We start from the raw sequence: 24139 nt of genomic DNA on the forward strand, positions 1-24139 counted from the left end.
GGAAATTGAACATTGTTCATTAGAAGGAGGCAAGGATGAAAGTAAAACGGAATACGCTGCTGCTTCTGGCCTGTCTGGTATGGAGCGCGGCGGGATTCAATATCCTTCGGATCGGCGTAATGGCCTATCCGACCTATGTTACGGTGCTAAATGCCCTGTTGTCGGTACTGGTGTTTACTGTATTTCAGTATTTTATCTTTGGAAGGCTGGTCAAAAAGCACACTGCCCGGATTGCCGCCTATTTGGAGGAACGGCACTTTTTCCTCAAATTTTTTGACGGAAAGGCTTTTGTTATCATGGCGGTTATGATGGCCGGGGGCATTGGCCTCCGGGTGAGCGGGCTGGCGCCGGAGCGGTTTATTGCCGTATTTTATACGGGCCTGGGCGCTGCACTGCTACTGGCAGGATTGCTGTTTGGCAGAAACTTTATCAAGGCGACCATTGCAGCAGGCGCCGTCCAAAACAAAATGGAACAAGAAGGAGAATATGAAACGGGAATGCAAATAAGGAGAGGAACTATATGAAACGCTATGCGAATACCGCGCTGCTGTACGCCATCCTGGCCATGGTGGGCGGCGTGTTTTATCGGGAGTTTACAAAATTCAACAGCTTTACGGCTAAGACCACGCTCTCTGTGGTGCATACCCATTATTTTCTGATGGGTATGGTGTTCTTCCTGCTGCTGCTTATGCTGGAAAAGGCTTTTTCCTTCACAGGTGCAAAGACCGGACGGGTGCTGGCACTCTATCATGTGGGCCTGAACCTGACCGCCGTGATGCTGGTGGTGCGGGGAGTGTTCCAGGTGCTGGGGATCTCGCTGTCCGCTGGTATGAATGCGGCTATCTCCGGTATAGCTGGAATTGGGCATATCCTGCTTGGAGTCAGTCTGATTTTGATGTTGCTGCAGATCAAGCGCAGCGTAACGAAATAAGACAGAAGAACGGGGTTGGTACTGCATTGCAGTACCAACCCCGTTCTTCTGTTTATCTTGGCGGACGATCATCCTGCCTATTGACATGGAGTTACAATTGGCATATACTTAACGGAGTTAAATAAATGGGAGATTGTACAATTATGGAATGGACAGATATGGTGCATTATCAGCAGCAGCTCCAAAAGGTTATGCGTTCGCTCCTTCCACTACGGAAATCCGTGCTTACCGCCAGCGAATGTGAACTTTTGGCTCATCTCTATCTGAAGCCGGAACAGAACACGCCAGTTTTACTCAGCCAAAACAGCGGCATGAAAATTGAGGCGGTCAGCCGGTGTCTGAAATCGCTCCATGAGAAAAACTGCATACGCAAGCAGCGGAAGGAAACAGACGAGCGGAGTTATCAGATTTTTATCACGGAAACCGGTCTTGCAGAATTGAAAAGGGGATACGAGAGTATTCTGCAGCCCTTCTATGATTTATGGCGCAGCTCCAGCCAGGATTTTGAGGCGTTTGTGTATTATGCGGACAGACTTGCCGTGCAGATTGAGAAAGGACAGGAAACGCCCCATGACCATGAAGTTCTATGACGCGCTGCAGATGGACCCCTCCGTGCTGAAGCGGAAGATCGCTGCCTGTGAAGTAAGACGGGAGAAAACCTATTACTGGGTTGCGATAGCGGTTCGGTCTGTGCTGATCGTAGCCTTTGCCATTGTGTTTATCAGTTTGTTGTCCGCTGTGTTCGGGAGCGACAACACACCTCTGGCAGTGGCGCTGTTCTGCATGATGCTTGGGATTCGCTTTGTCAATTTTGAGTATTGCATCGGAGATTCTCTGATTACCCTGGCAGCGGTGCTGGCTATCCTGGTTCTGGTTCCCAGTGCGGCGGCGGTGGTTCCGCCGGTTCTGTTGATTCCGCTGCACTTTGCGGGCTTTTTTGCCATTCTCTGCATGACCACCCAACGGCCTGAAATGGGCAACGGCGGCCTGTACAGCTTTGCCTACATCTATCTGACAGGCAATCCCGTCGTGGGAGAGGCACTGGTTCGCCGCGGACTGTTGGCGCTGGTGGGCTATCTCATCTGCGGCGCCATCCTGTTTGCCAAGCACCGGGATCAGCATAGGACGACGTGTTTTCACCATGTCATGCGGAAGTTTGATCTTGCTGTGCCGGTTTATCTGTGGCAGTTTCGCATGGCCCTTGGCGTGAGTCTGGTGCTGACTGCGGGACAGGTGTTTGGAGTAGAGCGGTTCATGTGGATGGGATTTGCCTGTGCATCGCTGCTGTCGGAATATCCTTACTCCGGCAATACGGTTACCCGTTTCTGGCAGAGAATTGTGGGGGCTGTGGCGGGCTCCTGCGCGTTTTTCGTGGTTTACCTGGTGACGCCGGAAGCGCTTCACCCGTTAATGGGCCCCTTGGGAGGACTGTGTCTGGGCTTTTGCACCGATTATCGGTATAAAACGGCGATGAACTGTTTTGGTGCGCTGATGTTGGGGACCGGAATCTACGGACTCCAGGGAGCGGTGATCCTTCGTATTGTAGATACCATCTTGGGTGTGACCTTCGGCCTGGTATTTGCGGTTATCTTCCATCGCCTGGCGGCGGCAAGATTTCTGACAGTACCGGAAAGAGAATAAGAAAACAGAAAAGGGGGCGGGCGACTGAAAGCTTTTTCGGGTGCCTGCTCCTTTAGTCCGTTCAAGCGGATGTTGCAGATCAGTATGTGTAGAACGCATGACAACAATTTGTGTGCAGTTTTGTTGGGGAACGGCTTTTTCTGTTCCTTTTGCCGTGCTATACTGTTTATAGAAATCTTTGTATGGCCGGAAGGGAGCGGATAATATGCCTATGCTGGGTGCAATCCTGACCCCACATCCTCCGGTGCTGCTGCCTGAAGTGGGCAGGGGCCGGGAGTGTGAGATCAATGCCACCGGTCAGGCCATGCGTGCCGCCGCTGCAGAGGTGGCGCGGTGGAAGCCGGATGTGCTCATTGTAGCCTCACCACACACGGTTTTGTACGGAGATTATTTTCACATTGCTCCTGGAGCGGGTGCTTCGGGCGATATGTCTGCCTTTGGCGCCCCCCAAGTGCGCATTGAGGTAGAGTACGACGGGCCGCTGCGGGATGAAATTGTGCGTCGAGCCCGGGAAAAAGGTCTGGAGGCTGGCACCCTGGGCCAGCGTAACCCTGCTCTGGACCATGGAGCATTGATTCCTCTTGTTTTTCTCCGCAAAGCGGGCGTGGATTGCCCCATCATACGGATGGGCCTTTCCGGCTTCTCTTCGCTGGAGCACTACCGACTGGGACAGTGCGTAGCCGAGGCGGCAGAGGCATTGGGCCGCCGGGCTGTGTTTGTGGCCAGCGGCGATCTCTCTCATAAACTGAAATCTAACGGCCCCTATGGATTTGCGCCGGAGGGACCGGTCTTTGACCGGCGGGTGACAGAGACTATGGCGTCGGGTGATTTTCTGCAATTCCTCACCATGGACGCAGAGCTCTGCCAGCGGGCGGCTGAATGCGGCCTGCGTGCCTTCCAGATGATGTCTGGAGCCTTGGATGGGCTGGCGGTGGAGCCCCGGCTTTTGAGTCATGAGGGTACTTTCGGGGTGGGATACGCGGTGGCGTTGTTTCCGGTCACCGGACGGGACGAGGGCCGTCGGTATGCTGCCGCATTCCAGCAGGTCAGGCAGGCCCAGCTGGAGGAGAGACGTGCTAAAGAGGACCCCTGGGTAAAGCTGGCCAGGTTGTCGCTGGAGACTTATGTGCGGACCGGTGATCCTCTGGGGCAGCTGCCTGCGGGATTGCCCCAGGAATTGACCAGTCAGGCGGCAGGAGCCTTTGTGTCCCTCCATAAGGACGGACGGCTCCGTGGCTGCATCGGTACCATTGCGCCAACCCAGAGAAATGTGGCCTGGGAGATCATACAAAACGCCATTTCCGCCGGGACCCGTGATCCGCGGTTCCCGGCGGTGCGGGTCCAGGAGCTGGATGAGCTGGAGTACAGCGTGGATGTATTGGGAGAGCCGGAGACTGTGAATTCCCCCGATCAGTTGGACCCCAGACAATACGGAGTCATTGTCAGCTGCGGGCAGCGGCGGGGACTGCTGCTGCCGGACCTGGAAGGTGTGGATACAGTGGCGCAGCAGCTGGATATTGCCCGGCAAAAGGGCGGGATCGGCGCGGAGGACCGGTATCAGATCCAGCGATTTCAGGTGGTGCGGCACCGATGAGCATCTCGTGTGAATTGTGTTTTCACCGCTGCCAATTAGCGGAGGGACAGACCGGGCTGTGCAGGGCCAGAGGCAACCGGGGCGGACGGATTGTCCCGCTCAACTATGGCAAGCTGACCGCGCTGGCCCTGGACCCCATTGAGAAAAAGCCGCTGCGCCGGTTCCATCCAGGCAGTATGGTACTGTCGGTGGGCAGCTTTGGCTGTAATCTGAGCTGTTCCTTCTGTCAGAATATTGAGATCGCTGGAGCAGGGGAGGCATTTCCAACCAGGGATTGCGCACCGGAGCCGCTGGTGCAGGAGGCTGTACGTTTGGCCAGCCGGGGCAATATCGGTGTGGCCTATACCTATAATGAGCCGCTGGTTGGCTATGAGTATGTGCGGGACTGCGCCGAGCTGGTACACCAGACCGGGATGCTCAACGTGCTGGTGACCAATGGTACCATTGCAGAGGACTGGTGGCGGAAGCTGCTGCCGCTGATCGACGCGGTAAACATTGATTTGAAGGGCTTTACCGAACGGTGGTACTGCGCCCTGGGAGGAGATCTGGAGAGCGTGAAACGCTCCATCTCCCTGGCTGCCGGCCGCTGCCATTTGGAGGTCACCACGCTGATTGTGCCGGGAGAAAATGACACGGAGGAGGAGATCCGGGCCCTGTCCCGATGGCTCTCCTCGGTCGATTCCCGCATTCCCCTGCACATCTCCCGCTTTTTCCCCCGCCATCGTATGGCGGACCGTCCACCTACGCCGGTGGAGACGGTTTACCGCCTGGCAGATGTAGCACGGGAAGAACTGCACGATGTTTATACAGGTAACTGCTGAAAACCATCAAACAGGAGGTATCTTTTATGCGTAAGAATTTTGGAGCAAAACCCTGGACCTATCCCCAGCCGGTCTTTATCCTGGCCACTTATGGCGAAGATGGCACGGCGGACGCTATGAATGCGGCCTGGGGCGGCATCAGCGAGGAGAAGGAATTGTCCATGTGTATCAGTGCCGGTCATAAGACCACCGCCAATATTCTGGCCCGGAAGGCTTTTACGGTAAGCATGGCCACGGCAGAGCAGATGGTGGCCTGCGACTATGTGGGTATTGAATCGGGCAATAACGTGGCCAATAAGCTGGAAAAAGCGGGCTGGCATACCAGCAAAGCAGAATTTGTGGATGCGCCCCTTATTGATGAGCTGCCTATGGCTGTGGAGTGCCGCCTGGTCAGCTATGATCCGGAGAGTTGCCGTCTGGTAGGCGAGATCGTGAATGTCTGTGCTGATGAGTCGGTTTTGGGAGAGGACGGAAAGATCGATCCGGACAAGCTGCAGCCCATTATCTTTGACCCCATCCACAATACCTACCGCAAGCTGGGTGAGAAGGTGGGCAACGCCTTCCGGGACGGGGCGCAGCTGAAGTAATCGAAGGAGAATGATTGGCGCAACAGACCTGCAGTATCCTTGAATTTACAAACAAAGAAAGAACCAAGCAACAAAATGGACGCCCGGCATCAGCCGGGCGTCCAAGTTATTTGCTTACGTTTTGAGAAGAGGACAGGTGATTCTGCAGTTGCTCCAGGAACAGTTCTGCTGCCTTGGAAAATGTCTGGGATTTTTTCCAGACCAGGTGCATCCCCAGCTCCAGCTTTGGCTTCAGGAGCCGGAAGCACAGGTTGCTGCCAGTGGTGTTTACCAGTTTGTCCAGGGTAAAGGCGTATCCCAGCCCCTCGTCCACCATTAACGAGGCGTTGTAGATCAGATTATAGGTGGCCACGGTGTAGAGCTCCGAGGGCTCTTTTTTGAGCCAGCGGTACAGGCCGCTTTTATTATCCACCTGCCGGGAGAGGATCAGAGGCTTGTCCCACAGATCATGGGGAGAAACGGTGTCCTGCCGGGCAAGAGGGCTGTCTCGCCGCATCAGTACCCCCCAGGTGTCCTTCATAGGCAGCTCCATATAGTGGTATCTTGTTTTGTCCATGTCCCCAAGAAGAACGCCAAAATCCAACAACCCCTTGTCCAGCCGCTCGCATACGTCCACAGCGTCGCCGCTGACGATGTGGAAATGGATACCCGGGTAGCGCTCCCGCAGCTGTTTGGCAGCCCCAACGATTTGGCGCACGCCGTCCGTCTCACCGGTGCCGATATAGATATCCCCGTTGACGGTGTTGCCGGACTGCATAACCTCTTTCTCCGTCCGGTCCACCAACTCCAGAATCTCCTCCGCCCGTTTCCGCAGCAGCATACCGTCCTCGGTCAGCGTGATCTTCCGGTTGCCCCGGACCATCAGCTGCTTACCCAGCTCTTCCTCCAGCTCCTTGAGCTGCCTGGAGAGGGTGGGCTGTGTCAGGTGAAGGGATTGTGCCGCCGCTGAGATATTTTGCTCCCGTGCCACGGCCAGAAAATATTGAAGCACTCTTAACTCCATAGCGCTCACCTCTGTATAGATAATAGCATGACTTAACTATAGGTTTCAAGCATAGTAAGATATTCTATATAGGTATTTGTTATCTGAAAGCGCCGGTGATACAATGAAACCAAATACCTGAAGAATTGGGAGCGTAACATGGAGCTAGAAGAATTTTTGAATGAACTGAACAGCGGTAACGTGGTGCAGGGCGGAAGCGAGGTTCACCAATTCATGCACGGCGTCAGCCAGGAGGCCCTGCGGATTACCGCGGAGATCAACGGGAGCTATCATGAACCGGCGCAGCTGCGGGCCCTGTTTTCTCAGCTGATCGGCAAGCCGGTGGATGAGAGCTTCGGGCTTTTCCCGCCTTTTTACACGGACTGTGGAAAAAACATCCATATTGGAAAGAATGTGTTTATCAACGCGGGGTGCAAATTTCAGGATCAGGGCGGCATTTTTATCGAGGATGGTGCCCTCATCGGTCATAATGTGGTGCTGGCGACCCTTAACCACGTTGCCTCGCCAAAAGACCGAGGCAGCATGATCCCCGCACCGATCCGAATCGGGAAGAATGTGTGGATCGGCGCCAATGCTACCATTCTGCCTGGTGTGACCATCGGGGACGGCGCCATTGTGGCCGCCGGCGCGGTGGTGAACAGAGATGTGCCGGAGAATACCGTGGTAGGCGGCGTACCTGCAAAAGTCATACGGACCATCGGCGAGGAGGACGAAGCATGAGCAAGAAAGTTTTGGTGATTTCTACCAGCCTGCGTCACAACAGCAATTCTGATCTGCTGGCCCGGCAGTTTGTCCAGGGTGCCCAGGAGGCCGGCCATCAGGTGGAGCTGCTCTCCCTACAGGGGAAGGAATTGCACTTTTGCAGGGGCTGTCTGGCCTGTCTGAAGCAGTCCCGGTGTGTGATTCAGGACGACGCCAACGCGATTGTGGAAAAGATGGCGGCAGCGGATGTGATTTGCTTTGCCACCCCGGTGTACTATTACGAGATGTCCGGCCAGATGAAAACCCTGCTGGACCGGGCCAATTCTCTGTACGCCGCCGACTACGCTTTCCGGGACATCTACTTGCTCACCGCCTCCGCTGAGGAGGAGGACAGCGCCTCCGACGGCCCTGTCAACGGCCTGAATGGCTGGATCGCCTGCTTTGAAAAGGCTCGGCTGGCCGGTGTGGTACGGGGCGGCGGGGTCAATGACCCGGGCGATATGGCCCGTCTGACCGAAAAGCTGGCCGAGGCCTATAAGATGGGTAAGGGCGTATGAGAACCGCGGCAAAGTGGCTGTGTATGCTCCTTGCCCTATTGGGACTGTCGGCCTGCGGCGGCAGCGTTCCAGAAGAGACACAATCTGCGGAGACGGCATCCGGTCAGGAGGAAACGGCATTGAAGATCACAGTAGGCGATGAGGAACTGCTGGCTACCTTGGAGGACAACAGCTCGGCCCGTGAATTCAAGGAGCTGCTGGCACAGGGGCCGGTGACCATCGAGATGGAGGATTACGGTGGCTTTGAAAAAGTGGGCCCGCTGGGTACCACGCTGACCCGGAATGACCAGCAGATCACCACGGAGCCGGGGGATGTGATCCTCTATCAGGGCAATCAGATTACGATTTACTACGGTACGAATACCTGGAACTTCACCCGGCTTGCAAAGCTCGATGATCCCACCGATTTGCAGGCGAAGCTGGGAGAGGGAAGGGTTCAGGTTACATTTTCTCTTGAGTAGGAGGTATTTGTTATGGCAGTGAAGCAGACGGCGGGCAGAGATGCGCTGGGTGAGTTTGCTCCGAAATTTGCGGAGTTGAATGACGACGTATTGTTTGGACAGGTGTGGAGCCGGGAGGACAAACTCTCCCTGCGGGATCGTTCTCTGGTCACGGTTGTGGCTCTGATGGCTCAGGGGCTGGTGGACAGCTCCTTCCAGTATCACCTGAGCACTGCCAAGCAAAACGGTATTACCCGGCAGGAGATTGCGGAGATTTTGACTCATGCTGCCTTTTACGCAGGTTGGCCCAAGGCCTGGGCGGCCTTCCGTATGGCCAAGGAAGTGTGGGCCGAGGATGCCGGCGATGACGGTAAGGCCATGCACCAGAAAGAAATGGTGTTTCCCATCGGGGCGCCCAACGACGGGTTCTCTCAGTACTTCGTGGGCCAGAGTTACCTGCAGCCCCTCTCTGTCAGCCAGGTGGGGGTATATAATGTGACCTTCGAGCCAGGCTGCCGGAACAACTGGCACGTCCATCACGCTGACAAGGGCGGCGGGCAAATTTTGATTTGCGTAGCCGGTCGAGGCTGGTATCAGGAGTGGGGGAAGGAGGCCAGGGAGCTGCATCCCGGCGATGTGGTCAACATTCCCACCGGCGTCAAGCACTGGCATGGCGCCGCATCGGACAGCTGGTTTTCCCATCTTGCCCTGGAAGTGCCTGGTGAGAACTGCTCCAATGAATGGCTGGAAGCAGTCTCCGAAACAGAGTATAGCAAACTGGGTTGATTTTATCGTACAAAAAGGCTCCCGCCGTTGGCGGGAGCCTTTTTGTGTAGAAGGGTTTACAAACTTATGTATACTGCTTGGAACTATCTTGGGCGGGAAAAAAGGAAAATAGCAAATATTATAAAATTTCTGTTCAAAACTTGTCGAACAGCTGGATTTCTGTTATGCTATTATCAATCGCATTATCCAAAACAGAACAGAGTCCTACGCAGAAAGGAAAGTCCATGGTAAGAAGAAAAGCAGCATCCAGACTGCTGGCAGGCACACTGCTGGCAGCCATGATCCCTCTGCCTTTTGGCGGAACGGTCCAGGCCGCGGAGAGCGGCGGGTCCTTTGCCGACGTAGTCCCCGGCGTATGGTACGCCGGAGCGGTATCCTATGTGTATGACAATGGGCTGATGAGCGGCATCTCCAGCAGTATGTTTGCGCCGGAATTGTCCATGAGCCGGGCCATGCTGGCCACTGTACTTTACCGGATGGCGGGCAGTCCGGCGGTGAGCGGCAGGGACAACTTTACCGATACAGAAAACGATGCCTGGTACTCCGAAGCGGTGCTGTGGGCCCAACAGAACGGCTATGTGACCGGGTACAGCAGCCAGACCTTTGGTACCAACGATCCTGTGACCCGGGAACAGGTGGCCACCATTTTGTGGCGCTATGCAGGCAGCCCGGCCGCCAGCGCCGGTACACCCTATGCCGATGGGGACGAGATCTCGTCCTGGGCGGTTCCCGCAGTGGACTGGGCCCAGGCGGAGCAGGTGATCAGCGGTAAGCCGGGAAATTGCTTTGATCCCTCCGGCCAGGCGACCCGGGCGGAGACAGCGGTTATTCTGACCCGCTACGACCAGAACAGCCAGCCGGAACCGGAGCCCACGCCTACCCCGACTCCAACTCCAACGCCTACTCCTACTCCCACGCCTACTCCCACGCCAACACTTACACCGGAACCCACCCCCAGCGAAAGCCCGGATCCGGAACCTACTCCCAGTGAAACACCGGAGCCCACGCCTACGCCTACTCCAATGCCGATCCCATCCAACCCCTATGACAGCGAGGCGTTTTATGTCAATGAGGACGGCTTCCTCAGTTACAATGGAGATGCGGAGAGCCATGTGGGCATCGATGTCTCCTCCCACCAGGGCAAGATCGACTGGGACCTGGTGGCGGAATCCGGAGTGGAATTTGCCATCATTCGGGTAGGTTATCGAGGGTATACCGTGGGTAAGATCGTGCAGGACCCCTATTTTACGTATAACATAGAAAACGCCACCCGAGCGGGTATCGATGTGGGGGTTTACTTCTTCTCCCAGGCGGTCAACGAGGAAGAAGCTATGGAGGAGGCCTATCAGACCCTGGAGTGGATCGAGGGATATGATGTGACCTATCCGGTGGTATTTGACTGGGAGTATGTCAGCGACAGCAGCAGCCGTACATACAACATGACCTACCAGGAGATCATTGACTGTACCAAAGCATTTAACCAGGTGATCCAGGATGAGGGATATCAGCCCATGGCCTACAGCAATCCCAATCTGGTAAACAAGGGGTTTGACCTCTCTCAGCTGCAGGACTATCCTTTCTGGCTGGCTCACTATACCACCGGCTGGACACCCACCACATTCCCGTATTACTATGATATGTGGCAGTATTCCAGCAGCGGAACGGTAAGCGGGATCGAGGGTAAGGTGGATCTGAACATCTGCCTGGTGGATCTGAAGAAAAACAATCGAAAATAAGAAAAGATTGGGGGTGCGGCAATCCGCTGCACCCCCATCTTTTTTAGAATGATATTGACATATGCCGGAAATAAGCGTATGATAAAGCTATAATAATTGGCATATGCCGGGAAAAGGAGCGACGAACCATGAAGATCGCAGTTGCCAGCGTGGGAACAGAGGTAGGGGGCCACTTCGGCCATTGTGAACATTTCCGTATCTACACTGTGGAGGACGGCAAGATTCTGGGGGAGGAGCTGGTACCCAATCCGGAGCACAAGCCCGGATTCCTGCCCAATTTCCTGGGGGATATGGGGGTTGAGGTAGTCATTGCCGGAGGCATGGGTGCCCACGCCGTGTCTCTGTTCCAGCAGCGGAACATCAAGACCATGATGGGGGTTCAGGGGGACGCCCGCACCGCCGTGGAGCAGTACCTGAAAGGGGAGCTGAAGTCCACCGATGCCGTCTGCCACCACCATGATCACGAACACGAGCATCATCACGACCACAACTGCGGTGGTCATCATCACGACGCGTAAAAAATGGACAAAAGGGGTCCCGCCGGTTTACCGGCGGGACCCCTTTTGCGTTGTGAGATTACAGCCCGTCGTGGTTGACGGCCCGGTTGATGGCGGACAGGATGCCCTTCAGGGGAGCCAGGTTGATGTTGTGGCTCATGCCCACACCGAACCAGTCCCGGCCCTCCTCATCCTGGAGGTGGATGTAGGCCACAGCCTGGGAGTCGGAGCCCTGTTTGATGGCGTGCTCCTTGTAGTCGATGAAGGTGAAGCGGTCCATCTTCTGACCGTGGATGGCGTTGAAGAAGGCGTCAATGGGGCCGTTGCCCGAGCCCTGAACCTGGAATACCGTGTCGGTGTGGCGAAGGGTACCGGCAAAGGTGACGTGGGAGTGGCCCTCCTCATCGGTAAACTCAGCAAAGGAGTGGCGCACCATCTCGTAGGGCTTGACGGCGTCGATGTAGTGGGTCTTGAACAGGTCGTAAATGGCCTCCGGTTTGAGCTCCTTGCCCACCCGGTCGGTCTCCACCTGAACGATGTGGCCGAACTCGGGGTGCATGGCCTTGGGCAGATCGAAACCGAAGGAGTGCTGCATGACGAAGGCGGAGCCGCCCTTGCCCGACTGAGAGTTGATGCGGATGATGGGCTCATACTGCCGTCCCACATCGGCGGGGTCGATGGGCAGATAGGGCACCTCCCAGTACTCGGTGCCGCTCTCCTCCATGTAGCGGGTGCCCTTGTTGATGGCGTCCTGGTGGGAGCCGGAGAAGGCGGTGAACACCAGCTCGCCCACATAGGGCTGCCGCTCGCCGATCTTCATCTTGGTGACCTTCTCGTACACATCCCGGATCTTGTTGATGTTGGAGAAGTCCAGCTTGGGGTCCACGCCCTGAGTGTACAGGTTGAGAGCCAGGGTGACCATATCCACGTTACCGGTGCGCTCACCGTTGCCGAAGAGGGTGGCCTCCACACGCTCGGCGCCTGCCAGCAGGCCCATCTCGGCGGTGGCTACGCCCTCGCCGCGGTCGTTGTGGGGGTGGAGGGAGATGATGGCGCACTCCCGGCTGGGCAGCTTGTCGATGAAGTACTCAATCTCATCGGCAAAGTAGTTGGGCATACAGTTTTCCACCGTAGTGGGCAGGTTGAGGATGATTTTGTGGTCGGGAGTGGCCCCAATGGCCTCGATGACCGCCTGGCAGATCTCCACGGCGGCGTCCATCTCGGTGCCCATGAAGGACTCGGGGGAATACTCGTACCGGAGATCCATACCGGCGTCGATGGCGGGCTGGCTCAGCTCCCGGATGAGCTGGGCGGCGTCCACGGCGATCTTGGTGACGCCGGCCACGTCGGTGTGGAACACCACCTTCCGCTGGAGGGTAGAGGTGGAGTTATAGAAATGGAAGATAACGTGCTTGGCGCCGTCGATAGCCTCAAAGGTCTTGCGGATCAGATGCTCTCTGGCCTGGACCAGCACCTGGATGGTCACGTCGTCGGGGATGTGGCCGCCCTCAATGAGGGTGCGGATGAACTCATACTCGGTCTCGGAGGCGGAGGGGAAGCCCACCTCGATCTCTTTCACACCGATATCCACCAGCGTGTGGAACAGCTCCAGCTTCTCCTCCACGTTCATGGGATCAATGAGGGCCTGGTTGCCGTCCCGCAGGTCCACGGAGCACCAGACGGGGGGCGCCTTCAATTCCTTGTCGGGCCAGGCGCGCTTTTCCATTTTCAGCGGGACGAAGGGAATGTACTTTTTCTGTGCGGGTTTCATAATAGCAGTTCCTCCTTGGGCCAGGGAATAAGAAAAACCCCTGACCAGATTATGGTCAGGGGCGTAAGATACGCGGTACCACCCTGCTTCCGCCCGCCGTCACCGGCGGACGCTCATGGCCTCCAACAAGGCCCCGGCCGGTAACGTGGCCGTGACGGCCTGCCCTACAACAGCAGCTTCAGGCAGGCGGCTCCGGGATCAGTATCCGCACGCTTTCCTCCACCGGTTCGCACCAACCACCGGTTCTCTGAGAAGGACGGGACGTGCCTTCTTCCCATCATTGCCTCTTCTGGGATTTGATTGTTACCCATTCTAGCCGAACCGCCCGGTTTTGTCAAGAGGCAGTTTCCGACCAGGAGAGGACATGGGAGGGGGAGTTGTTGGTATAGACACCATAAAGTTTATACACATCTGCGGGCAGACTGAACTGATAGGTCCCCAGATAGGCCAGCCCGTCCCGATCGTATACAGACAGAAAGAACGAGGTGTTCTTTTCGTCCCCTGCGTAATAGGAGTCGGCAAAGATCAGCCGGTGGCTGTCATGGTCATAGAGGGAGGAGGTGGTGCTGTACCGGGCATACCCGGTCAGCTCATCGGCTGACGGATAGTAGGTGGGGGTGTATTGGTTATGGAGGTCCCCGGTCAGATCCACCTTCCAGCCCCCCTGGCCGTCGGGAACCAGTACCGCGAAGGGGCCTTTGCCGGTGAAAACCACCAGATAGTCTCCATGCCATAGGGTACTGAGGATCTCCTGATCCTCTGTCCAGGGGAAGAGAGGCAGATGGACCACCACCTGGCCGTTTTTGGGGTCCAGCTGGGTGAAAAACAGCGTGTTCTCTTCCAAAGTCAGCAGATAGAGGCAGTCGTCTCCTTCCGGGCCGCCAAAGAGGCGGACCACCTGCCCGCCATCGGGTATGGAGTAGAGGGTAGAGATGGCGGCGTCCTCTCCGCTGGTGCCGGTGAGGGCGTATACCCCCCAGCCGCCGGGGATGTGGCTGGTGTCCAGCCGGTCGACTTGGTCACCTCCGGGAATGAGAGCGAAATAGGTAATATAGTCCCGCATCACAGTCTGGGTAGATAGACTCAAGTCATATTCCAGGTCAAAATCATAACCACAGAGCTGGCCGCTCTTCTCATCGGTCTCCAGAGAGATGATGGCATATGTGCTCTTGGACAGAGGAAAGAAAAAGTAGTCTTCCACCAACTGGATCAGCTGCTTGGATGTCAGCGGGTCGTGTATAAATTGGGTGAAAGAGCCGGAAACCTCCAGGGGATAGTGATCGGTATAGTCGGACAGGTCCACCCGCTGTTGCGAAACGGCGACGTTGGGCCGGTTACTCTGGATCTGCTTTAAAAGAGCGAGCAGAGAAGGGGAGAGCTGCTTCTCTATAGAGGAATGACTGCTTATGCTATGTCTGGAGAGCTCGATATTAAAATAGTTTCCCCAAGAAAAGTTATCCTCTGCAAAGTGGGCAGCCTGGGAAAAGGCGCAGATGGTCTCACCCTGCTCCGGGCTGTCCGCCGGAAAGGACTGGCGCCAGAAGAGGTGATTTTGATACTCAGTATAGCTGGTGACCTGGACGTCGGCGACAGCTGCCGGGTCCCCTGCCAGGGTGGTGGCGGAGACGGTTACGTCGGTACCCTGTTGCTGCAGCTGAGCATTGGTCCAGCCCAGCAGGCCGCCGAAGGCGGCCACCAGAGCCAGAAGCAGAGCCAGAGCGCTTTTCATCCCTCTCCCTCCTCCTTGCCGGTGAGCTGGTCCAGGGCCTGACTGACCCGGTCGGCCTTGTAGCGGTAGGTCTCTTTCACATAGTCCATGAGGCTTTTGCCCTGCTCCTCCAGGTCCAGGGTGGAGGCGTCTCCCACCAGCTTGCCTTTTTGCAGCAGCACGGCCCGGCTGATGAAGTGCTGTACCTCCTCCAGCAGGTGGGTGGACAGCAGAATGGTCTCGTTGGGTTCCAGAATACCCAGCAGCACCTTGTAAAAGTCCTCCCGGTTGAAGATGTCGTTGCCGGCGAAGGGCTCATCCATCAGGATGTAGTCGGCGCCCTGACACAGGGCCAGGATCACCTCGAACTGGTTCTTCTGGCCGGTGGAAAACCGTCGGATGGCTTTGTGGGCAGGCAGCTCGAAGAAGTCCAGCAGAGCGTGGAAGCGTTTTTGACGGAAGGTAGGAAACTGGCTGGTGAGAAAAATTCTGTGCTCCTCTGCGGTCAGGTTGGGGAAGAAGGAGTGCTCGCAGGTGGCGAAGGACAGGCGGGCGATGTTGGCCCGGTTTACCGGAGCGCCGTCCAGGGTGATTTGGCCCTGATAGGACAGCAGACCCAGGATACACTTGAGCAGCGTGGTTTTGCCGGCGCCGTTCTCCCCAAACAGTCCTACGATTTCCCCAGGGCCTATGGTGAGGGACAGATCATCCACCGCTATGGTGGAGCCGAAGTATTTTTTACGAACCTGATGCAGTTCAAGCATAGCAGCCTCCAATCCAGTAGAAGGGGAAGGAACCCCAACAGTTGGGGGGGAAGTGACCGTCCGGCGTCCCGTAGCGGTAGGTGAGGGCGCACAGCAGAAGCAGCAGGCCCCACAGCAGCGCGCAGGCGGCCAGGCCTACCAGAGGGATAAAGACCACCCGCCGCCACAGCTCCCAGCGGTTGGGGAGCAGCTTCATGCGGTAGATGCTGCGGCTGCCCAGCTTATGCCAGGCATAATGAAGAAAGAGGGAGACGATGAGGCAGAGGGCCACCAGAATCAGCCCCAGAGATATCCCGCCCAGCAGGCGGGAGAATGGGGCAATGACCGAACCCTCAATGAGTTTTGGGACCCACTTGCCGTCGATCCGGACGGACGTGTAGAGCTCATTTTTGGCGGAAGAAAAGGAGGCAAGAAACCGGAAATAACCGATGGCGAAGGCGACTCCCAGCCCGCCCAGTGTGAGCTGGAGGGCCTGCCTGCCGGGAAAACCCAGAGGATAGACGCGTTCAGGTGTCCACATAACGAGCCCTCCCTATCAGATTGTAGGTGACGATGATCAGAGCTGTCACAAAGACGGCCAGCTGGAAGAGCGCCACCATGATATTATCTGGCACCTTAGCGTACACATTGGGCAGACTGGCAACAAAATCGCTGCCCGGTCCCGGCAGACCGAAGGCGCCGGCATCGGCGGGAAAGCTGAGACCGGCAAAAGCGGCCAGGGGCACGACGGTAAAGGGTTTATCGCCCCGCCGCCAGTGGTAGGAGCAGGTGGCTGCCGCCATGGCCAGCGCCGTCAGCATCACCACATTGCGGATGTAGATGGGCCAGTCCAGGCCGGGCAGAATTCCGTGAAACCATCCGCTGTAATAAAACACCAGCATGGGAAAGGCGTCGTCTGAGAGGGCGCAGAAGCGCAGGGCAATATACCATGCCGCTGCGATCTGCCCGCCCCAGTAGATCAGCAGGCAGAGGAAGTGGTGAAGGGCGAATATCAGGGTGGCCCGCTCCTCTCCACAGGGCAGGCGGCGGAGGGTATAGCCCAGCTTGCTGCCGCCCCGCTCCATGCCGAAGGAGGCCAGCGACAGACAGATCAGCACCAGACCTGCGGTGAACAGCAGATGGAACAGGGAATTCTGCATAAAACCATATAGACTCACTTTGTTCAGCATGGAAATGGCCAGTGCTACCTGGGCGGCACTGGTGCCGGCGGTGATCAGGATCACTTGCCACAGCCGGGAGCGGGCGGCTACCATCAACAGGTTCACATATTGTCTCATGCTTCCTCCTCCTTTCGGTCCCACAGCCGGTCGATCAGCTCCAGAGCGGCCTCCTTCTCCAGCCCGGACTGCCGCAGAGAGCGGACAAAACCGGCGATCTCCTGCTCCAACAGTTTGGCCCGGAGAGCCTCCGCCCGGTCCGGCGGGGCGCACACTTCACTTTTGGCCCCCGAGCGGGAGGTGATGAGCCCCTCCTCCTCCAACAGGCGGTAGGCCTTCTGCACTGTGTTGGGGTTGACACCCAGCTGGGCCGACAGCACCCGGCGGGAGGGCAGTTCCTCGCCGTCGGCAATGGTGCCAGCCGCCACGCCCCGCTCCACATAGCGCACAATCTGCAGATAGATGGGCAGACCGTCCGCCGGGACGAAGCCGCCAAAGTTACACATGGCCATACCACCTCCTAACTGTATTACTGAACTAGTACACTTTCTAACTGTATTATATGAGTAATACGGTTGCCTGTCAAGTACCATGAGGCCTTTTCTTTTTCAGCCATTTCCGCTATACTATACGGGATATCGACAAAGCGAGGGAACAATATGCTGTTATCGGCGGAACAACTGACTAAGACCTACGGGACACGGAGTCTGCTGGACTCTGTCTCGTTTTATGTGGAGCCGGGGGACAAGGTGGGTATCATCGGCGTCAACGGATGCGGAAAATCCACCCTGCTGCGGCTGTTGGCCGGGGCGGAGGAGCCGGACGGAGGTACCGTTCGTCCCGACCCCAATGTGCGCCTGGCCTACCTGCCTCAGAACCCGGTATTTCCCGGGGAACATACCGTGCTGGAGCAGGTGCTGCTGGGGCTGGACGGGGACGATCGCACCCTGGCGGAATATGAGGCCAAGACCATTCTGAATCAGCTGGGGGTGCCCCGGTTTGACCAGAAGGTAGGGGAGCTGTCCGGCGGTGAGCGCCGCCGTGTGGCCTTGGCGGCGGTGCTGGCCCGGCCCTGCGATGTGCTGTTGCTGGACGAACCCACCAACCATCTGGACGACCGGATGGTTGGCTGGCTGGAGGACTATTTGAGAGGCTGGAAGGGCGCTCTGGTGATGGTCACCCACGACCGGTATTTTCTGGAGCGCATCGTCACGAAAATGGTGGAGGTGGAGGGCGGCAAACTCTACACCTATGAGGGTAACTATGACAAATATCTGGAGCGGAAGGCGGCCCGGCTGGAGAGTGAGAAAGCCAGTGAGCGCAAGCGTCAGGCCATCCTTCGACGGGAGTACCAGTGGGTGATGCAGGGCCCCACCGCCCGGGGCACCAAGAGCCGGGAACGGCTGGAGCGGTACGAGGCCCTGAAGGCCCAGACCGGCCCCACGGAAAAAAGTACCTTGGAACTGTCCGCCCGTGCCAGCCGTCTAGGGAAAAAGACGGTGGAGCTTGCGGGGGTCACCAAGGCCTTCGGGGACCGGACCGTGGTCCGGGACTTTGACTGTATGCTGCTGCGGGATGACCGTATCGGCATCGTAGGCTCCAACGGCAGCGGCAAATCCACCCTGCTCAACCTGATGGCGGGGGCCCTGGCCCCCGATTCCGGTACCGTGGAGGTGGGCGAGACGGTCCGCTTCGGCTACTTCCGCCAGGAAGTGCCCGACATGGACGGGGATATCCGGGTCATCGACTATGTGAAGGAGATTGGCAATAACATTGAGACGGCAGAGGGAATGCTCACCGCCTCTCAGCTGCTGGAGCAGTTCCTTTTCCCGGTGGAGGTTCAGTGGTCTCCCATCTGCAAGCTGTCCGGCGGGGAGAAACGGCGGCTCTATCTGCTCTCGGTGCTGGCCGCCGCTCCCAATGTGCTGCTGCTGGATGAGCCCACCAACGACCTGGATATTCAGACCCTGTCCATTCTGGAGGACTATCTGGACACCTTCCCCGGCGCGGTGATTGCCGTATCCCACGACCGCTATTTCCTGGACCGGGTGGTGCGGCGGGTGTTTGCCGTAGAGGGGGATGGCTCTGTGCGGGCCTATCCCGGCGGATATACCGAGTATCTGGACGCCAAGCGGGCAGAGGAGAAGGCCAAAGCCCCCAAAATTTCCACCTCTGACAAGGGGAAAGAGCGCCCCGCCGCCCCCAAGAAGCTGAAATTCAGCTACAAGGAGCAGCGGGAGTTTGAGACCATCGACGACGACATCGCCGCTCTGGAGGAGCAGATCGCCCAGGTCCAGGCGGAGCAGGCTGCCAAGGCCACCGACTATGTGGCCCTCCAGGAGCTCCAGGAGAAGCAGAGCCAGCTGGAGGCCGCCCTGGAGGAGAAGATGGAGCGCTGGGTCTATCTCAATGACTTGGCGGAGCGGATTGCCGCCCAGGAGAAGTAGCCCGCCGTCCTCAGAACCAAAGCAAGGAGAATCCCATGACAAGAGTATGGAAATTTGTGGTGGCCATTGTGCTGGTGTGCGCCCTGGCATTGGCAGGTATGGCCATCCGTACCCAGACCAGCGCCGGGAAGAATGAAGTGAAGAATCCCGACCAATTCCGGGCGGTGTGGGTGAGCACGGTGTACCGGCTGGACTATCCCAGCAAGGCCACCACCGACCCGGCGGTGCTGAAGGCGGACGCGGACAAGATCTTGCAGACCTGCGCCGATATGGGCATGACCGCCGTGATCTTACAGGTGCGGCCCTCCGCCGACGCCCTCTATCCCTCCAGTTACTATCCCTGGAGCGCCGATCTGACGGGCCGACAGGGTCAGGCCCCGGCAGATGGCTTTGATCCCCTGGCCTACTGGGTGGAGAAAGCCCATGAGATGGGGCTGGAGCTTCATGCCTGGATCAACCCCTTCCGGGTGACTAAGGGAGGCCAGTCCGAGTACGACAGCCTGACTGCCGACCATCCGGCCAAGGTCCACCCGGACTGGGTGGTGGAGTACGACGGCAAATACTATTTTGATCCCGGTCTGCCGGAGGTGCGGGAGTACATCATTCAGAGCGCCGAGGAGTTGGCCCGTAATTACGACATCAACGGCATCCACATGGACGACTACTTCTATCCCGGCGCAAACTTTGACGACGCCGACACCTATGCCCAGTACGGCAGCGGCTTCTCCGACATTGGGGATTGGCGTCGGGACAATGTGAACCAGCTGGTGAAGGAGATGGGGGAGCGGCTCCACGCCATTGATCCCGATTTGTCTTACGGCATCAGCCCCTCCGGCGTGTGGGCCGACAAGAGCAGCCAGTCCCAGGGCTCCAATACCACCGGCGGCTTTGAGAGCTACTATGCCTCCTACGCCGACAGCCGGAAGTGGGTGCAGGAGGAGTGGATTGACTACATCTGCCCCCAGGTCTACTGGTATATCGGTCATAAAAGTATGGACTATGAGACCATCGTCAAGTGGTGGGCGGACACGGTAAGGGGTACAGATGTTTTCCTTTACATCGGTATGGCCGACTATCAGGCGGGCAACACTGATCCCAGCAGTCCCTGGTACGGTGTGGAGGCCATCCGGCAGCAGCTGGAGCTCAACGAGACCATTGCCCAGGTGGATGGTGAAGTTCACTTCCGATATCAGTTTTTGGCGCAGAATGGGGAATTGCAGAAGCTTTATAAGGAATTTTATGCGCCTCAGCCGGAAGCAGCTCTAAATACGGCGGACCATATGGCCTATGTACAGGGCAGCAATGGACAGTTCCACCCGGACAGCTCTCTGACCCGGGGAGAGGCGGTGACGATGCTGACCCGGCTGGCGGTGGATCGTAATGGGAAACCACTTTACAGTTATGAGGAGGGCACCGGCGGCTTTTCCGACGTGAGTCTGGGGGACTGGTACAGCTCCTATGTCCATTTTGCCCGGAAATACGGCATTGTCCAGGGCTATGAGGACGGAACCTTCCGCCCCACCCAACCAGTCCGCCGGGCGGAGCTGGTGAAGATGGTGTGCGGCTTCTTTACTGTCACTGGCGGCAGTCACGCTTTTCCCGACGTGCCGGCCAGCTATTGGGCAGCCCGGGAGATCGCCTTTGCCGCTGCCCAGGGGTGGATCTCCGGCGGTACCAATGGTACCTTCCAGCCGGGCCGCAATGTGACAAGAGCGGAGGCAGTAAAGATCCTCAACCGTGCCATGGACCGGCAGGCGGGTGAGCGGGACATAGCGGCCCCCTTCACCGATGTGCGTGTGGACCACTGGGCCTACCATGAGATTCTGGAGGCCTCTGTGACCCACGACTATGAAAAGCACAGCCAGGGGGAGACCTGGCTGTAAAACAGGAAAGGCTCCCGGCGCTGCCGGGAGCCTTTTTGGAAGTCAGAAGAAACTTTACAGTCTTTTACCAAAAGGTGATGGAAAGCGCGGGGCAGGCCAAGTACAATAGAGACACCGGATGTTTTCAGACAAGCCGGAACCGCCGGGGCAAGCACCCGGACAGAGCAGAAAGGGGTTTCCGCTATGATTCCGTGTCAACAGACCTGTTCCAGTTACTGCGAAGGCTGTCACAAAAGCTGTGCCCAGTGGGCGAATTTTCAACAGCAGAAGAGCCGGGAGCGCCAGGCAAAAAAGGACTATCTCAAGTATTATAACGAGCTGTGCGGTGCGGTGGCACGGCAATTCAAGGCCATTGGCGCGGTGTATATGGCCCGTTGAAGTACATATAGAGAAAAAGCAGCACGCCCCCCACATGGGAGGGCGTGCTGTTCTTTTTATTCCAAGCCTACCAGGGCAGACTGGGCCAACAGGGCGGCGGCCAGAGGCAGGGCGTTGTCATCGGTGCGGAAGTGCTCGTTGTGCCAGCAGGGATTAAACTGGCCGGGGAAGCCGGAGCCCAGCCAATAGAAGAAGGCGGGCACATCCTGCCCAAAGACGGCGAAGTCCTCCGAACCCATGTCGGGGGCGGGGGAGACCACATGAGCCTCATCCACCAGAGCCAGAGCCGCCTTTCTGGCCAGAGCGGTCATGGCGGGGGAGTTGACAGTGGCGGGCACACCGGGGTGGAACTCCACCTCGGCGGTGCACCCGTAGGCGGCCGATACTCCCAGAGTCAGCTCACGCAGTCGCTCCTCGGCATGGCGGTGGGCGGCAGTTCCGTGGGCCCGGATGCTTCCTGTCATGGTAAGTACGTCGGGGACGAAATTGTCCGGGGTACCGGCGTGAATGGACAGCACGGAGCACACCAGGCTTTCCAGGGGATCGGTGTTGCGGCTCACCACCGTTTGAAGGGCGTTGACCACCGCCGCACCGGCCACAATGACGTCGGTACATTTGTGGGGGGAGCCGCCGTGGCCGGAGATACCATGGAGGGTGATAACAAAGTGGCTCTTGCCCGACATCACCGGCCCCTCCATGACGGCGATCTGTCCGGCGGGCAGCTCAGGCCGGTTGTGCAGGCCGAAGAGACAGTCAGGCTTGGCGGGCAGCTTGTCCCACAGCCCGTGGTCGATCATGGCCTGGGCCCCCTGGGTGACCTCCTCGGCGGGCTGGAAGAGAAAGACCACGTTGCCCGCCAGCTGATCCCGGCGCTGGGCCAGCAGGCAGGCTGCGCCATACAGCCCTACGGTATGGAAATCGTGGCCGCAGCCGTGCATCAGCCCGTCACACTGGGACATGGCCCCGTCGTGGGCGGCTTCCTGCTGGGCGATAGCATCAATGTCGGCCCGGAGGGCCACAGTCTTACCGGGGTGGGCTCCCCGCAGCAGGGCTACCACGCCGGTGTCCATGCCCAGGTCGATGAGTTCCAGCCCTAAGGCGGTCAACTTTTCCTTTAAAATTCCGGTGGTCCGTACCTCCTGAAAACTCAACTCAGGGTGGCGGTGGAGGTCGTCCTTCATGGCCCGCAGCTGAGGCTCCATGGCCTTGGCCTGCTCCAACAGTGTCAAAGAAATCATTTCCTTTCCATTGCCTGTACTTTAAAACGGTAGTATAATTAACTATTATGCATCCGTCGTATCCAAACGGCGGAGCCGGGGTTCCCTATAGGTATACCCCAAATTCATCCAAATTGCAAGAGAAGAGGTGACCGGCCACGCAAGCCCGGACCCAGAATGATTTTTCCAAGGGCAGTATGGCCCGCAATATCGTCTATATGGCGGTGCCCATGACGGTGGCTCAGCTCATTAATATCCTGTACAACGTGGTGGACCGGATGTACCTGGGCCGTCTGCCGGGGCACCTGGCCCTGACGGGACTGGGGCTGTGTCTGCCCATCATCTCCATCTTGATGGGTTTTGCCAACTTGTGCGGCATGGGTGGCTCCCCGCTGTGTTCCATCTGCCGGGGCAGAGGAGAGAATGAGGAAGCGGAGCAGATTATGGGCAATTCCTTCTCTCTGCTGCTGCTGTTTGGCACATCCCTCACAGTTTTGTGTCTCATCTTTCGCAGACCTATTCTCTATCTGTTCGGGGCCAGCGATGTCACCTTCCCCTATGCCAACGACTACCTGACGATTTATATTTTGGGCACCCTCTTCGTTATGATCAGTCTGGGTATGAACCCCTTTATCAACGCCCAGGGCTTCAGCCGTATGGGTATGATTACGGTAGCTGTGGGTGCGGTGGTCAACATCGTATTGGACCCTATCTTCATTTTCCTGCTGGACATGGGGGTAAAGGGGGCCGCGCTGGCCACGGTGATCTCCCAGGGGTGCTCGGCCCTGTGGGTACTGAAATTCCTCACCGGGAAAAAGGCCATTCTCAAGCTGCGGCTGTCTGCCCTCCGGCTCCAGGCGGGCCGGGTGAGGCGTATTTTGAGCCTGGGCACCTCCGGCTTTGTCATGTCCATGACCAACAGCCTGGCCCAGGTGCTGTGCAATGCCAGCCTGGAGGCCTACAGCGGCGATCTGTATGTAGGCGTCATGACGGTGATCAACTCCATCCGGGAGATCATTACCATGCCGGTTCAGGGCATTACCAGCGGCTGCCAGCCGGTGTTGGGCTATAACTACGGCGCCGGTCAGTATGGACGAGTGCGTCAGGGAATTCGCTTTACCACCGTGCTGACGGTAGGGTACTCGGTGGTGGTATGGGCGGTGGTGATGCTGCTGCCCGAGCCCCTGATCCGCATTTTCAACAACGAGGCGGATCTCATTGCCGCCGGTATCCCCGCCTTCCGCATCTATTTTGCCACCTTCTTCTTCATGTCCTTTCAGTTCATCGGACAGTCGGTCTTTGTGGGGCTGGGCCGGTCCAAAAACGCCATCTTCTTTTCCCTGCTCCGCAAGGCATTCATTGTGGCTCCTCTGACCCTGATCCTGCCGGCGGTGGGCTTCGGGGCGGACGGCGTATTTCTGGCCGAGCCGATTTCCAATGTGCTGGGGGGCTTGGCCTGCATCCTCACCATGTATTTCACGGTCTACCGGCGGCTGGACCGGGCATGAATTTTGGGGCG

Annotated in this window: 25 protein-coding genes and 1 other annotated feature; of the genes, 17 read left to right on the forward strand and 8 right to left on the reverse strand. The window is 57.7% G+C overall.

Annotated elements, in window-relative coordinates; genetic code table 11:
• Positions 1 to 35 precede the first annotated feature (35 nt).
• The 7 genes from B5G40_RS07040 (at position 36) to B5G40_RS07070 (ending at position 5574) form a co-directional block, all read left to right on the forward strand.
• Positions 36 to 524, forward strand: coding sequence for a hypothetical protein (locus tag B5G40_RS07040; RefSeq protein ID WP_087327533.1), 489 nt, complete (start codon positions 36 to 38; stop codon positions 522 to 524).
• Complete coding sequence (locus tag B5G40_RS07045) at positions 521 to 931, forward strand: DUF2871 domain-containing protein (protein WP_087399178.1); 411 nt, start codon at positions 521 to 523, stop codon at positions 929 to 931. Before B5G40_RS07040 ends, B5G40_RS07045 begins: the two co-directional genes overlap by 4 nt.
• A gap of 143 nt (positions 932 to 1074) precedes the next feature.
• Positions 1075 to 1521: a MarR family transcriptional regulator gene (locus B5G40_RS07050; protein WP_087399179.1), complete on the forward strand. Its 447-nt coding sequence runs from the start codon at positions 1075 to 1077 to the stop codon at positions 1519 to 1521.
• Positions 1508 to 2572 carry an FUSC family protein gene (locus tag B5G40_RS07055; protein ID WP_087399228.1) on the forward strand — a complete coding sequence of 355 codons (1065 nt, stop codon included), beginning with the start codon at positions 1508 to 1510 and terminating at the stop codon, positions 2570 to 2572. The genes B5G40_RS07050 and B5G40_RS07055 overlap by 14 nt, the downstream gene beginning before the upstream one ends.
• A 205-nt stretch (positions 2573 to 2777) precedes the next feature.
• Entirely contained in the window at positions 2778 to 4166 is a 1389-nt protein-coding gene (amrA, locus tag B5G40_RS07060) for an AmmeMemoRadiSam system protein A (RefSeq protein WP_087399180.1), read from the forward strand.
• Positions 4163 to 4987, forward strand: coding sequence for an AmmeMemoRadiSam system radical SAM enzyme (gene amrS / locus B5G40_RS07065; RefSeq protein ID WP_087399181.1), 825 nt, complete (start codon positions 4163 to 4165; stop codon positions 4985 to 4987). The genes amrA and amrS overlap by 4 nt, the downstream gene beginning before the upstream one ends.
• Before the next feature lie 26 nt (positions 4988 to 5013).
• Positions 5014 to 5574: a flavin reductase family protein gene (locus B5G40_RS07070; RefSeq protein WP_087399182.1), complete on the forward strand. Its 561-nt coding sequence runs from the start codon at positions 5014 to 5016 to the stop codon at positions 5572 to 5574.
• 106 nt (positions 5575 to 5680) lie between these two features.
• Here the strand turns inward: B5G40_RS07070 and B5G40_RS07075 are convergent, their stop codons facing one another.
• Positions 5681 to 6577: a LysR family transcriptional regulator gene (locus B5G40_RS07075; RefSeq protein ID WP_087327546.1), complete on the reverse strand. Its 897-nt coding sequence runs from the start codon at positions 6575 to 6577 to the stop codon at positions 5681 to 5683.
• Between the two features lie 138 nt (positions 6578 to 6715).
• Here B5G40_RS07075 and B5G40_RS07080 point away from each other — a divergent pair, with 138 nt between their 5' ends.
• The 6 genes from B5G40_RS07080 (at position 6716) to B5G40_RS07105 (ending at position 11316) form a co-directional block, all read left to right on the forward strand.
• On the forward strand, positions 6716 to 7297 hold the full coding sequence (locus B5G40_RS07080; protein ID WP_087188179.1) for a sugar O-acetyltransferase: 582 nt from the start codon (positions 6716 to 6718) through the stop codon (positions 7295 to 7297).
• A complete protein-coding gene (locus B5G40_RS07085) occupies positions 7294 to 7836 on the forward strand; it encodes a flavodoxin family protein (protein ID WP_087399183.1) in 543 nt (180 codons plus the stop codon). Before B5G40_RS07080 ends, B5G40_RS07085 begins: the two co-directional genes overlap by 4 nt.
• Entirely contained in the window at positions 7833 to 8297 is a 465-nt protein-coding gene (locus tag B5G40_RS07090; protein ID WP_087399184.1) for a cyclophilin-like fold protein, read from the forward strand. Before B5G40_RS07085 ends, B5G40_RS07090 begins: the two co-directional genes overlap by 4 nt.
• Before the next feature lie 12 nt (positions 8298 to 8309).
• On the forward strand, positions 8310 to 9062 hold the full coding sequence (locus tag B5G40_RS07095; RefSeq protein ID WP_087399185.1) for a carboxymuconolactone decarboxylase family protein: 753 nt from the start codon (positions 8310 to 8312) through the stop codon (positions 9060 to 9062).
• Positions 9063 to 9286: 224 nt separating this feature from the next.
• Positions 9287 to 10798 carry a GH25 family lysozyme gene (locus tag B5G40_RS07100; protein WP_158099491.1) on the forward strand — a complete coding sequence of 504 codons (1512 nt, stop codon included), beginning with the start codon at positions 9287 to 9289 and terminating at the stop codon, positions 10796 to 10798.
• A gap of 128 nt (positions 10799 to 10926) precedes the next feature.
• Positions 10927 to 11316: a NifB/NifX family molybdenum-iron cluster-binding protein gene (locus B5G40_RS07105; protein ID WP_087188184.1), complete on the forward strand. Its 390-nt coding sequence runs from the start codon at positions 10927 to 10929 to the stop codon at positions 11314 to 11316.
• A gap of 58 nt (positions 11317 to 11374) precedes the next feature.
• Here B5G40_RS07105 and leuA read toward each other — a convergent pair whose 3' ends face one another.
• The 6 genes from leuA to B5G40_RS07135 all read right to left on the reverse strand — a co-directional run bounded on the left by leuA (position 11375) and on the right by B5G40_RS07135 (position 17207).
• A complete protein-coding gene (gene leuA, locus B5G40_RS07110; protein ID WP_087399187.1) occupies positions 11375 to 13066 on the reverse strand; it encodes a 2-isopropylmalate synthase in 1692 nt (563 codons plus the stop codon).
• Between the two features lie 54 nt (positions 13067 to 13120).
• Positions 13121 to 13356 (reverse strand) — a binding site (T-box leader).
• Positions 13357 to 13400: 44 nt separating this feature from the next.
• Positions 13401 to 14795, reverse strand: a complete 1395-nt coding sequence (locus tag B5G40_RS07115; protein ID WP_087399188.1) for a hypothetical protein — start codon at positions 14793 to 14795, stop codon at positions 13401 to 13403.
• Positions 14792 to 15538, reverse strand: coding sequence for an ABC transporter ATP-binding protein (locus tag B5G40_RS07120; RefSeq protein WP_087188187.1), 747 nt, complete (start codon positions 15536 to 15538; stop codon positions 14792 to 14794). Before B5G40_RS07120 ends, B5G40_RS07115 begins: the two co-directional genes overlap by 4 nt.
• On the reverse strand, positions 15531 to 16058 hold the full coding sequence (locus tag B5G40_RS07125) for a hypothetical protein (RefSeq protein ID WP_087399189.1): 528 nt from the start codon (positions 16056 to 16058) through the stop codon (positions 15531 to 15533). Before B5G40_RS07125 ends, B5G40_RS07120 begins: the two co-directional genes overlap by 8 nt.
• Positions 16045 to 16815 carry a hypothetical protein gene (locus B5G40_RS07130; RefSeq protein ID WP_087399190.1) on the reverse strand — a complete coding sequence of 257 codons (771 nt, stop codon included), beginning with the start codon at positions 16813 to 16815 and terminating at the stop codon, positions 16045 to 16047. Before B5G40_RS07130 ends, B5G40_RS07125 begins: the two co-directional genes overlap by 14 nt.
• Positions 16812 to 17207 (reverse strand): GntR family transcriptional regulator, encoded by a 396-nt coding sequence (locus B5G40_RS07135; RefSeq protein ID WP_242959316.1) that lies wholly within the window; start codon positions 17205 to 17207, stop codon positions 16812 to 16814. Before B5G40_RS07135 ends, B5G40_RS07130 begins: the two co-directional genes overlap by 4 nt.
• 147 nt (positions 17208 to 17354) lie before the next feature.
• On the opposite strand from B5G40_RS07135, the gene B5G40_RS07140 reads away from it, so the two are divergent.
• The 3 genes from B5G40_RS07140 to B5G40_RS07150 all read left to right on the forward strand — a co-directional run bounded on the left by B5G40_RS07140 (position 17355) and on the right by B5G40_RS07150 (position 21403).
• Positions 17355 to 19142, forward strand: coding sequence for an ABC-F family ATP-binding cassette domain-containing protein (locus B5G40_RS07140; RefSeq protein WP_087399191.1), 1788 nt, complete (start codon positions 17355 to 17357; stop codon positions 19140 to 19142).
• A 35-nt stretch (positions 19143 to 19177) separates the two neighbouring features.
• Positions 19178 to 21025: a family 10 glycosylhydrolase gene (locus B5G40_RS07145; protein ID WP_087399192.1), complete on the forward strand. Its 1848-nt coding sequence runs from the start codon at positions 19178 to 19180 to the stop codon at positions 21023 to 21025.
• A gap of 183 nt (positions 21026 to 21208) precedes the next feature.
• Positions 21209 to 21403 (forward strand): hypothetical protein, encoded by a 195-nt coding sequence (locus B5G40_RS07150; RefSeq protein WP_087188192.1) that lies wholly within the window; start codon positions 21209 to 21211, stop codon positions 21401 to 21403.
• A gap of 56 nt (positions 21404 to 21459) precedes the next feature.
• On the opposite strand, the gene B5G40_RS07155 is transcribed toward B5G40_RS07150, so the two are convergent.
• On the reverse strand, positions 21460 to 22641 hold the full coding sequence (locus B5G40_RS07155) for a M20 metallopeptidase family protein (protein ID WP_087399193.1): 1182 nt from the start codon (positions 22639 to 22641) through the stop codon (positions 21460 to 21462).
• 176 nt (positions 22642 to 22817) lie between these two features.
• Between B5G40_RS07155 and B5G40_RS07160 the strand changes: the two genes are divergently transcribed.
• Positions 22818 to 24128 (forward strand): MATE family efflux transporter, encoded by a 1311-nt coding sequence (locus B5G40_RS07160; protein WP_087399194.1) that lies wholly within the window; start codon positions 22818 to 22820, stop codon positions 24126 to 24128.
• Positions 24129 to 24139: the final 11 nt, after the last annotated feature.

The organism is Flavonifractor sp. An9 (assembly GCF_002161245.1).
Taxonomy (GTDB): domain Bacteria; phylum Bacillota; class Clostridia; order Oscillospirales; family Oscillospiraceae; genus Flavonifractor; species Flavonifractor avicola.

Coding starts and splice junctions, on each gene's coding strand:
- B5G40_RS07105 (WP_087188184.1), top strand. CDS start 10,927: ATGAAGATCGCAGTTGCCAGCGTGGGAACAGAGGTAGGGGGCCACTTC.
- leuA (WP_087399187.1), bottom strand. CDS start 13,066: ATGAAACCCGCACAGAAAAAGTACATTCCCTTCGTCCCGCTGAAAATG.
- B5G40_RS07155 (WP_087399193.1), bottom strand. CDS start 22,641: ATGATTTCTTTGACACTGTTGGAGCAGGCCAAGGCCATGGAGCCTCAG.
- B5G40_RS07050 (WP_087399179.1), top strand. CDS start 1,075: ATGGAATGGACAGATATGGTGCATTATCAGCAGCAGCTCCAAAAGGTT.
- B5G40_RS07080 (WP_087188179.1), top strand. CDS start 6,716: ATGGAGCTAGAAGAATTTTTGAATGAACTGAACAGCGGTAACGTGGTG.
- amrS (WP_087399181.1), top strand. CDS start 4,163: ATGAGCATCTCGTGTGAATTGTGTTTTCACCGCTGCCAATTAGCGGAG.
- B5G40_RS07150 (WP_087188192.1), top strand. CDS start 21,209: ATGATTCCGTGTCAACAGACCTGTTCCAGTTACTGCGAAGGCTGTCAC.
- B5G40_RS07040 (WP_087327533.1), top strand. CDS start 36: ATGAAAGTAAAACGGAATACGCTGCTGCTTCTGGCCTGTCTGGTATGG.
- B5G40_RS07125 (WP_087399189.1), bottom strand. CDS start 16,058: ATGTGGACACCTGAACGCGTCTATCCTCTGGGTTTTCCCGGCAGGCAG.
- B5G40_RS07115 (WP_087399188.1), bottom strand. CDS start 14,795: ATGAAAAGCGCTCTGGCTCTGCTTCTGGCTCTGGTGGCCGCCTTCGGC.
- B5G40_RS07160 (WP_087399194.1), top strand. CDS start 22,818: ATGGCCCGCAATATCGTCTATATGGCGGTGCCCATGACGGTGGCTCAG.
- B5G40_RS07140 (WP_087399191.1), top strand. CDS start 17,355: ATGCTGTTATCGGCGGAACAACTGACTAAGACCTACGGGACACGGAGT.
- B5G40_RS07130 (WP_087399190.1), bottom strand. CDS start 16,815: ATGAGACAATATGTGAACCTGTTGATGGTAGCCGCCCGCTCCCGGCTG.
- B5G40_RS07135 (WP_242959316.1), bottom strand. CDS start 17,207: ATGGCCATGTGTAACTTTGGCGGCTTCGTCCCGGCGGACGGTCTGCCC.
- B5G40_RS07100 (WP_158099491.1), top strand. CDS start 9,287: ATGGTAAGAAGAAAAGCAGCATCCAGACTGCTGGCAGGCACACTGCTG.
- amrA (WP_087399180.1), top strand. CDS start 2,778: ATGCCTATGCTGGGTGCAATCCTGACCCCACATCCTCCGGTGCTGCTG.
- B5G40_RS07045 (WP_087399178.1), top strand. CDS start 521: ATGAAACGCTATGCGAATACCGCGCTGCTGTACGCCATCCTGGCCATG.
- B5G40_RS07070 (WP_087399182.1), top strand. CDS start 5,014: ATGCGTAAGAATTTTGGAGCAAAACCCTGGACCTATCCCCAGCCGGTC.
- B5G40_RS07090 (WP_087399184.1), top strand. CDS start 7,833: ATGAGAACCGCGGCAAAGTGGCTGTGTATGCTCCTTGCCCTATTGGGA.
- B5G40_RS07055 (WP_087399228.1), top strand. CDS start 1,508: ATGAAGTTCTATGACGCGCTGCAGATGGACCCCTCCGTGCTGAAGCGG.
- B5G40_RS07145 (WP_087399192.1), top strand. CDS start 19,178: ATGACAAGAGTATGGAAATTTGTGGTGGCCATTGTGCTGGTGTGCGCC.
- B5G40_RS07120 (WP_087188187.1), bottom strand. CDS start 15,538: ATGCTTGAACTGCATCAGGTTCGTAAAAAATACTTCGGCTCCACCATA.
- B5G40_RS07075 (WP_087327546.1), bottom strand. CDS start 6,577: ATGGAGTTAAGAGTGCTTCAATATTTTCTGGCCGTGGCACGGGAGCAA.
- B5G40_RS07085 (WP_087399183.1), top strand. CDS start 7,294: ATGAGCAAGAAAGTTTTGGTGATTTCTACCAGCCTGCGTCACAACAGC.
- B5G40_RS07095 (WP_087399185.1), top strand. CDS start 8,310: ATGGCAGTGAAGCAGACGGCGGGCAGAGATGCGCTGGGTGAGTTTGCT.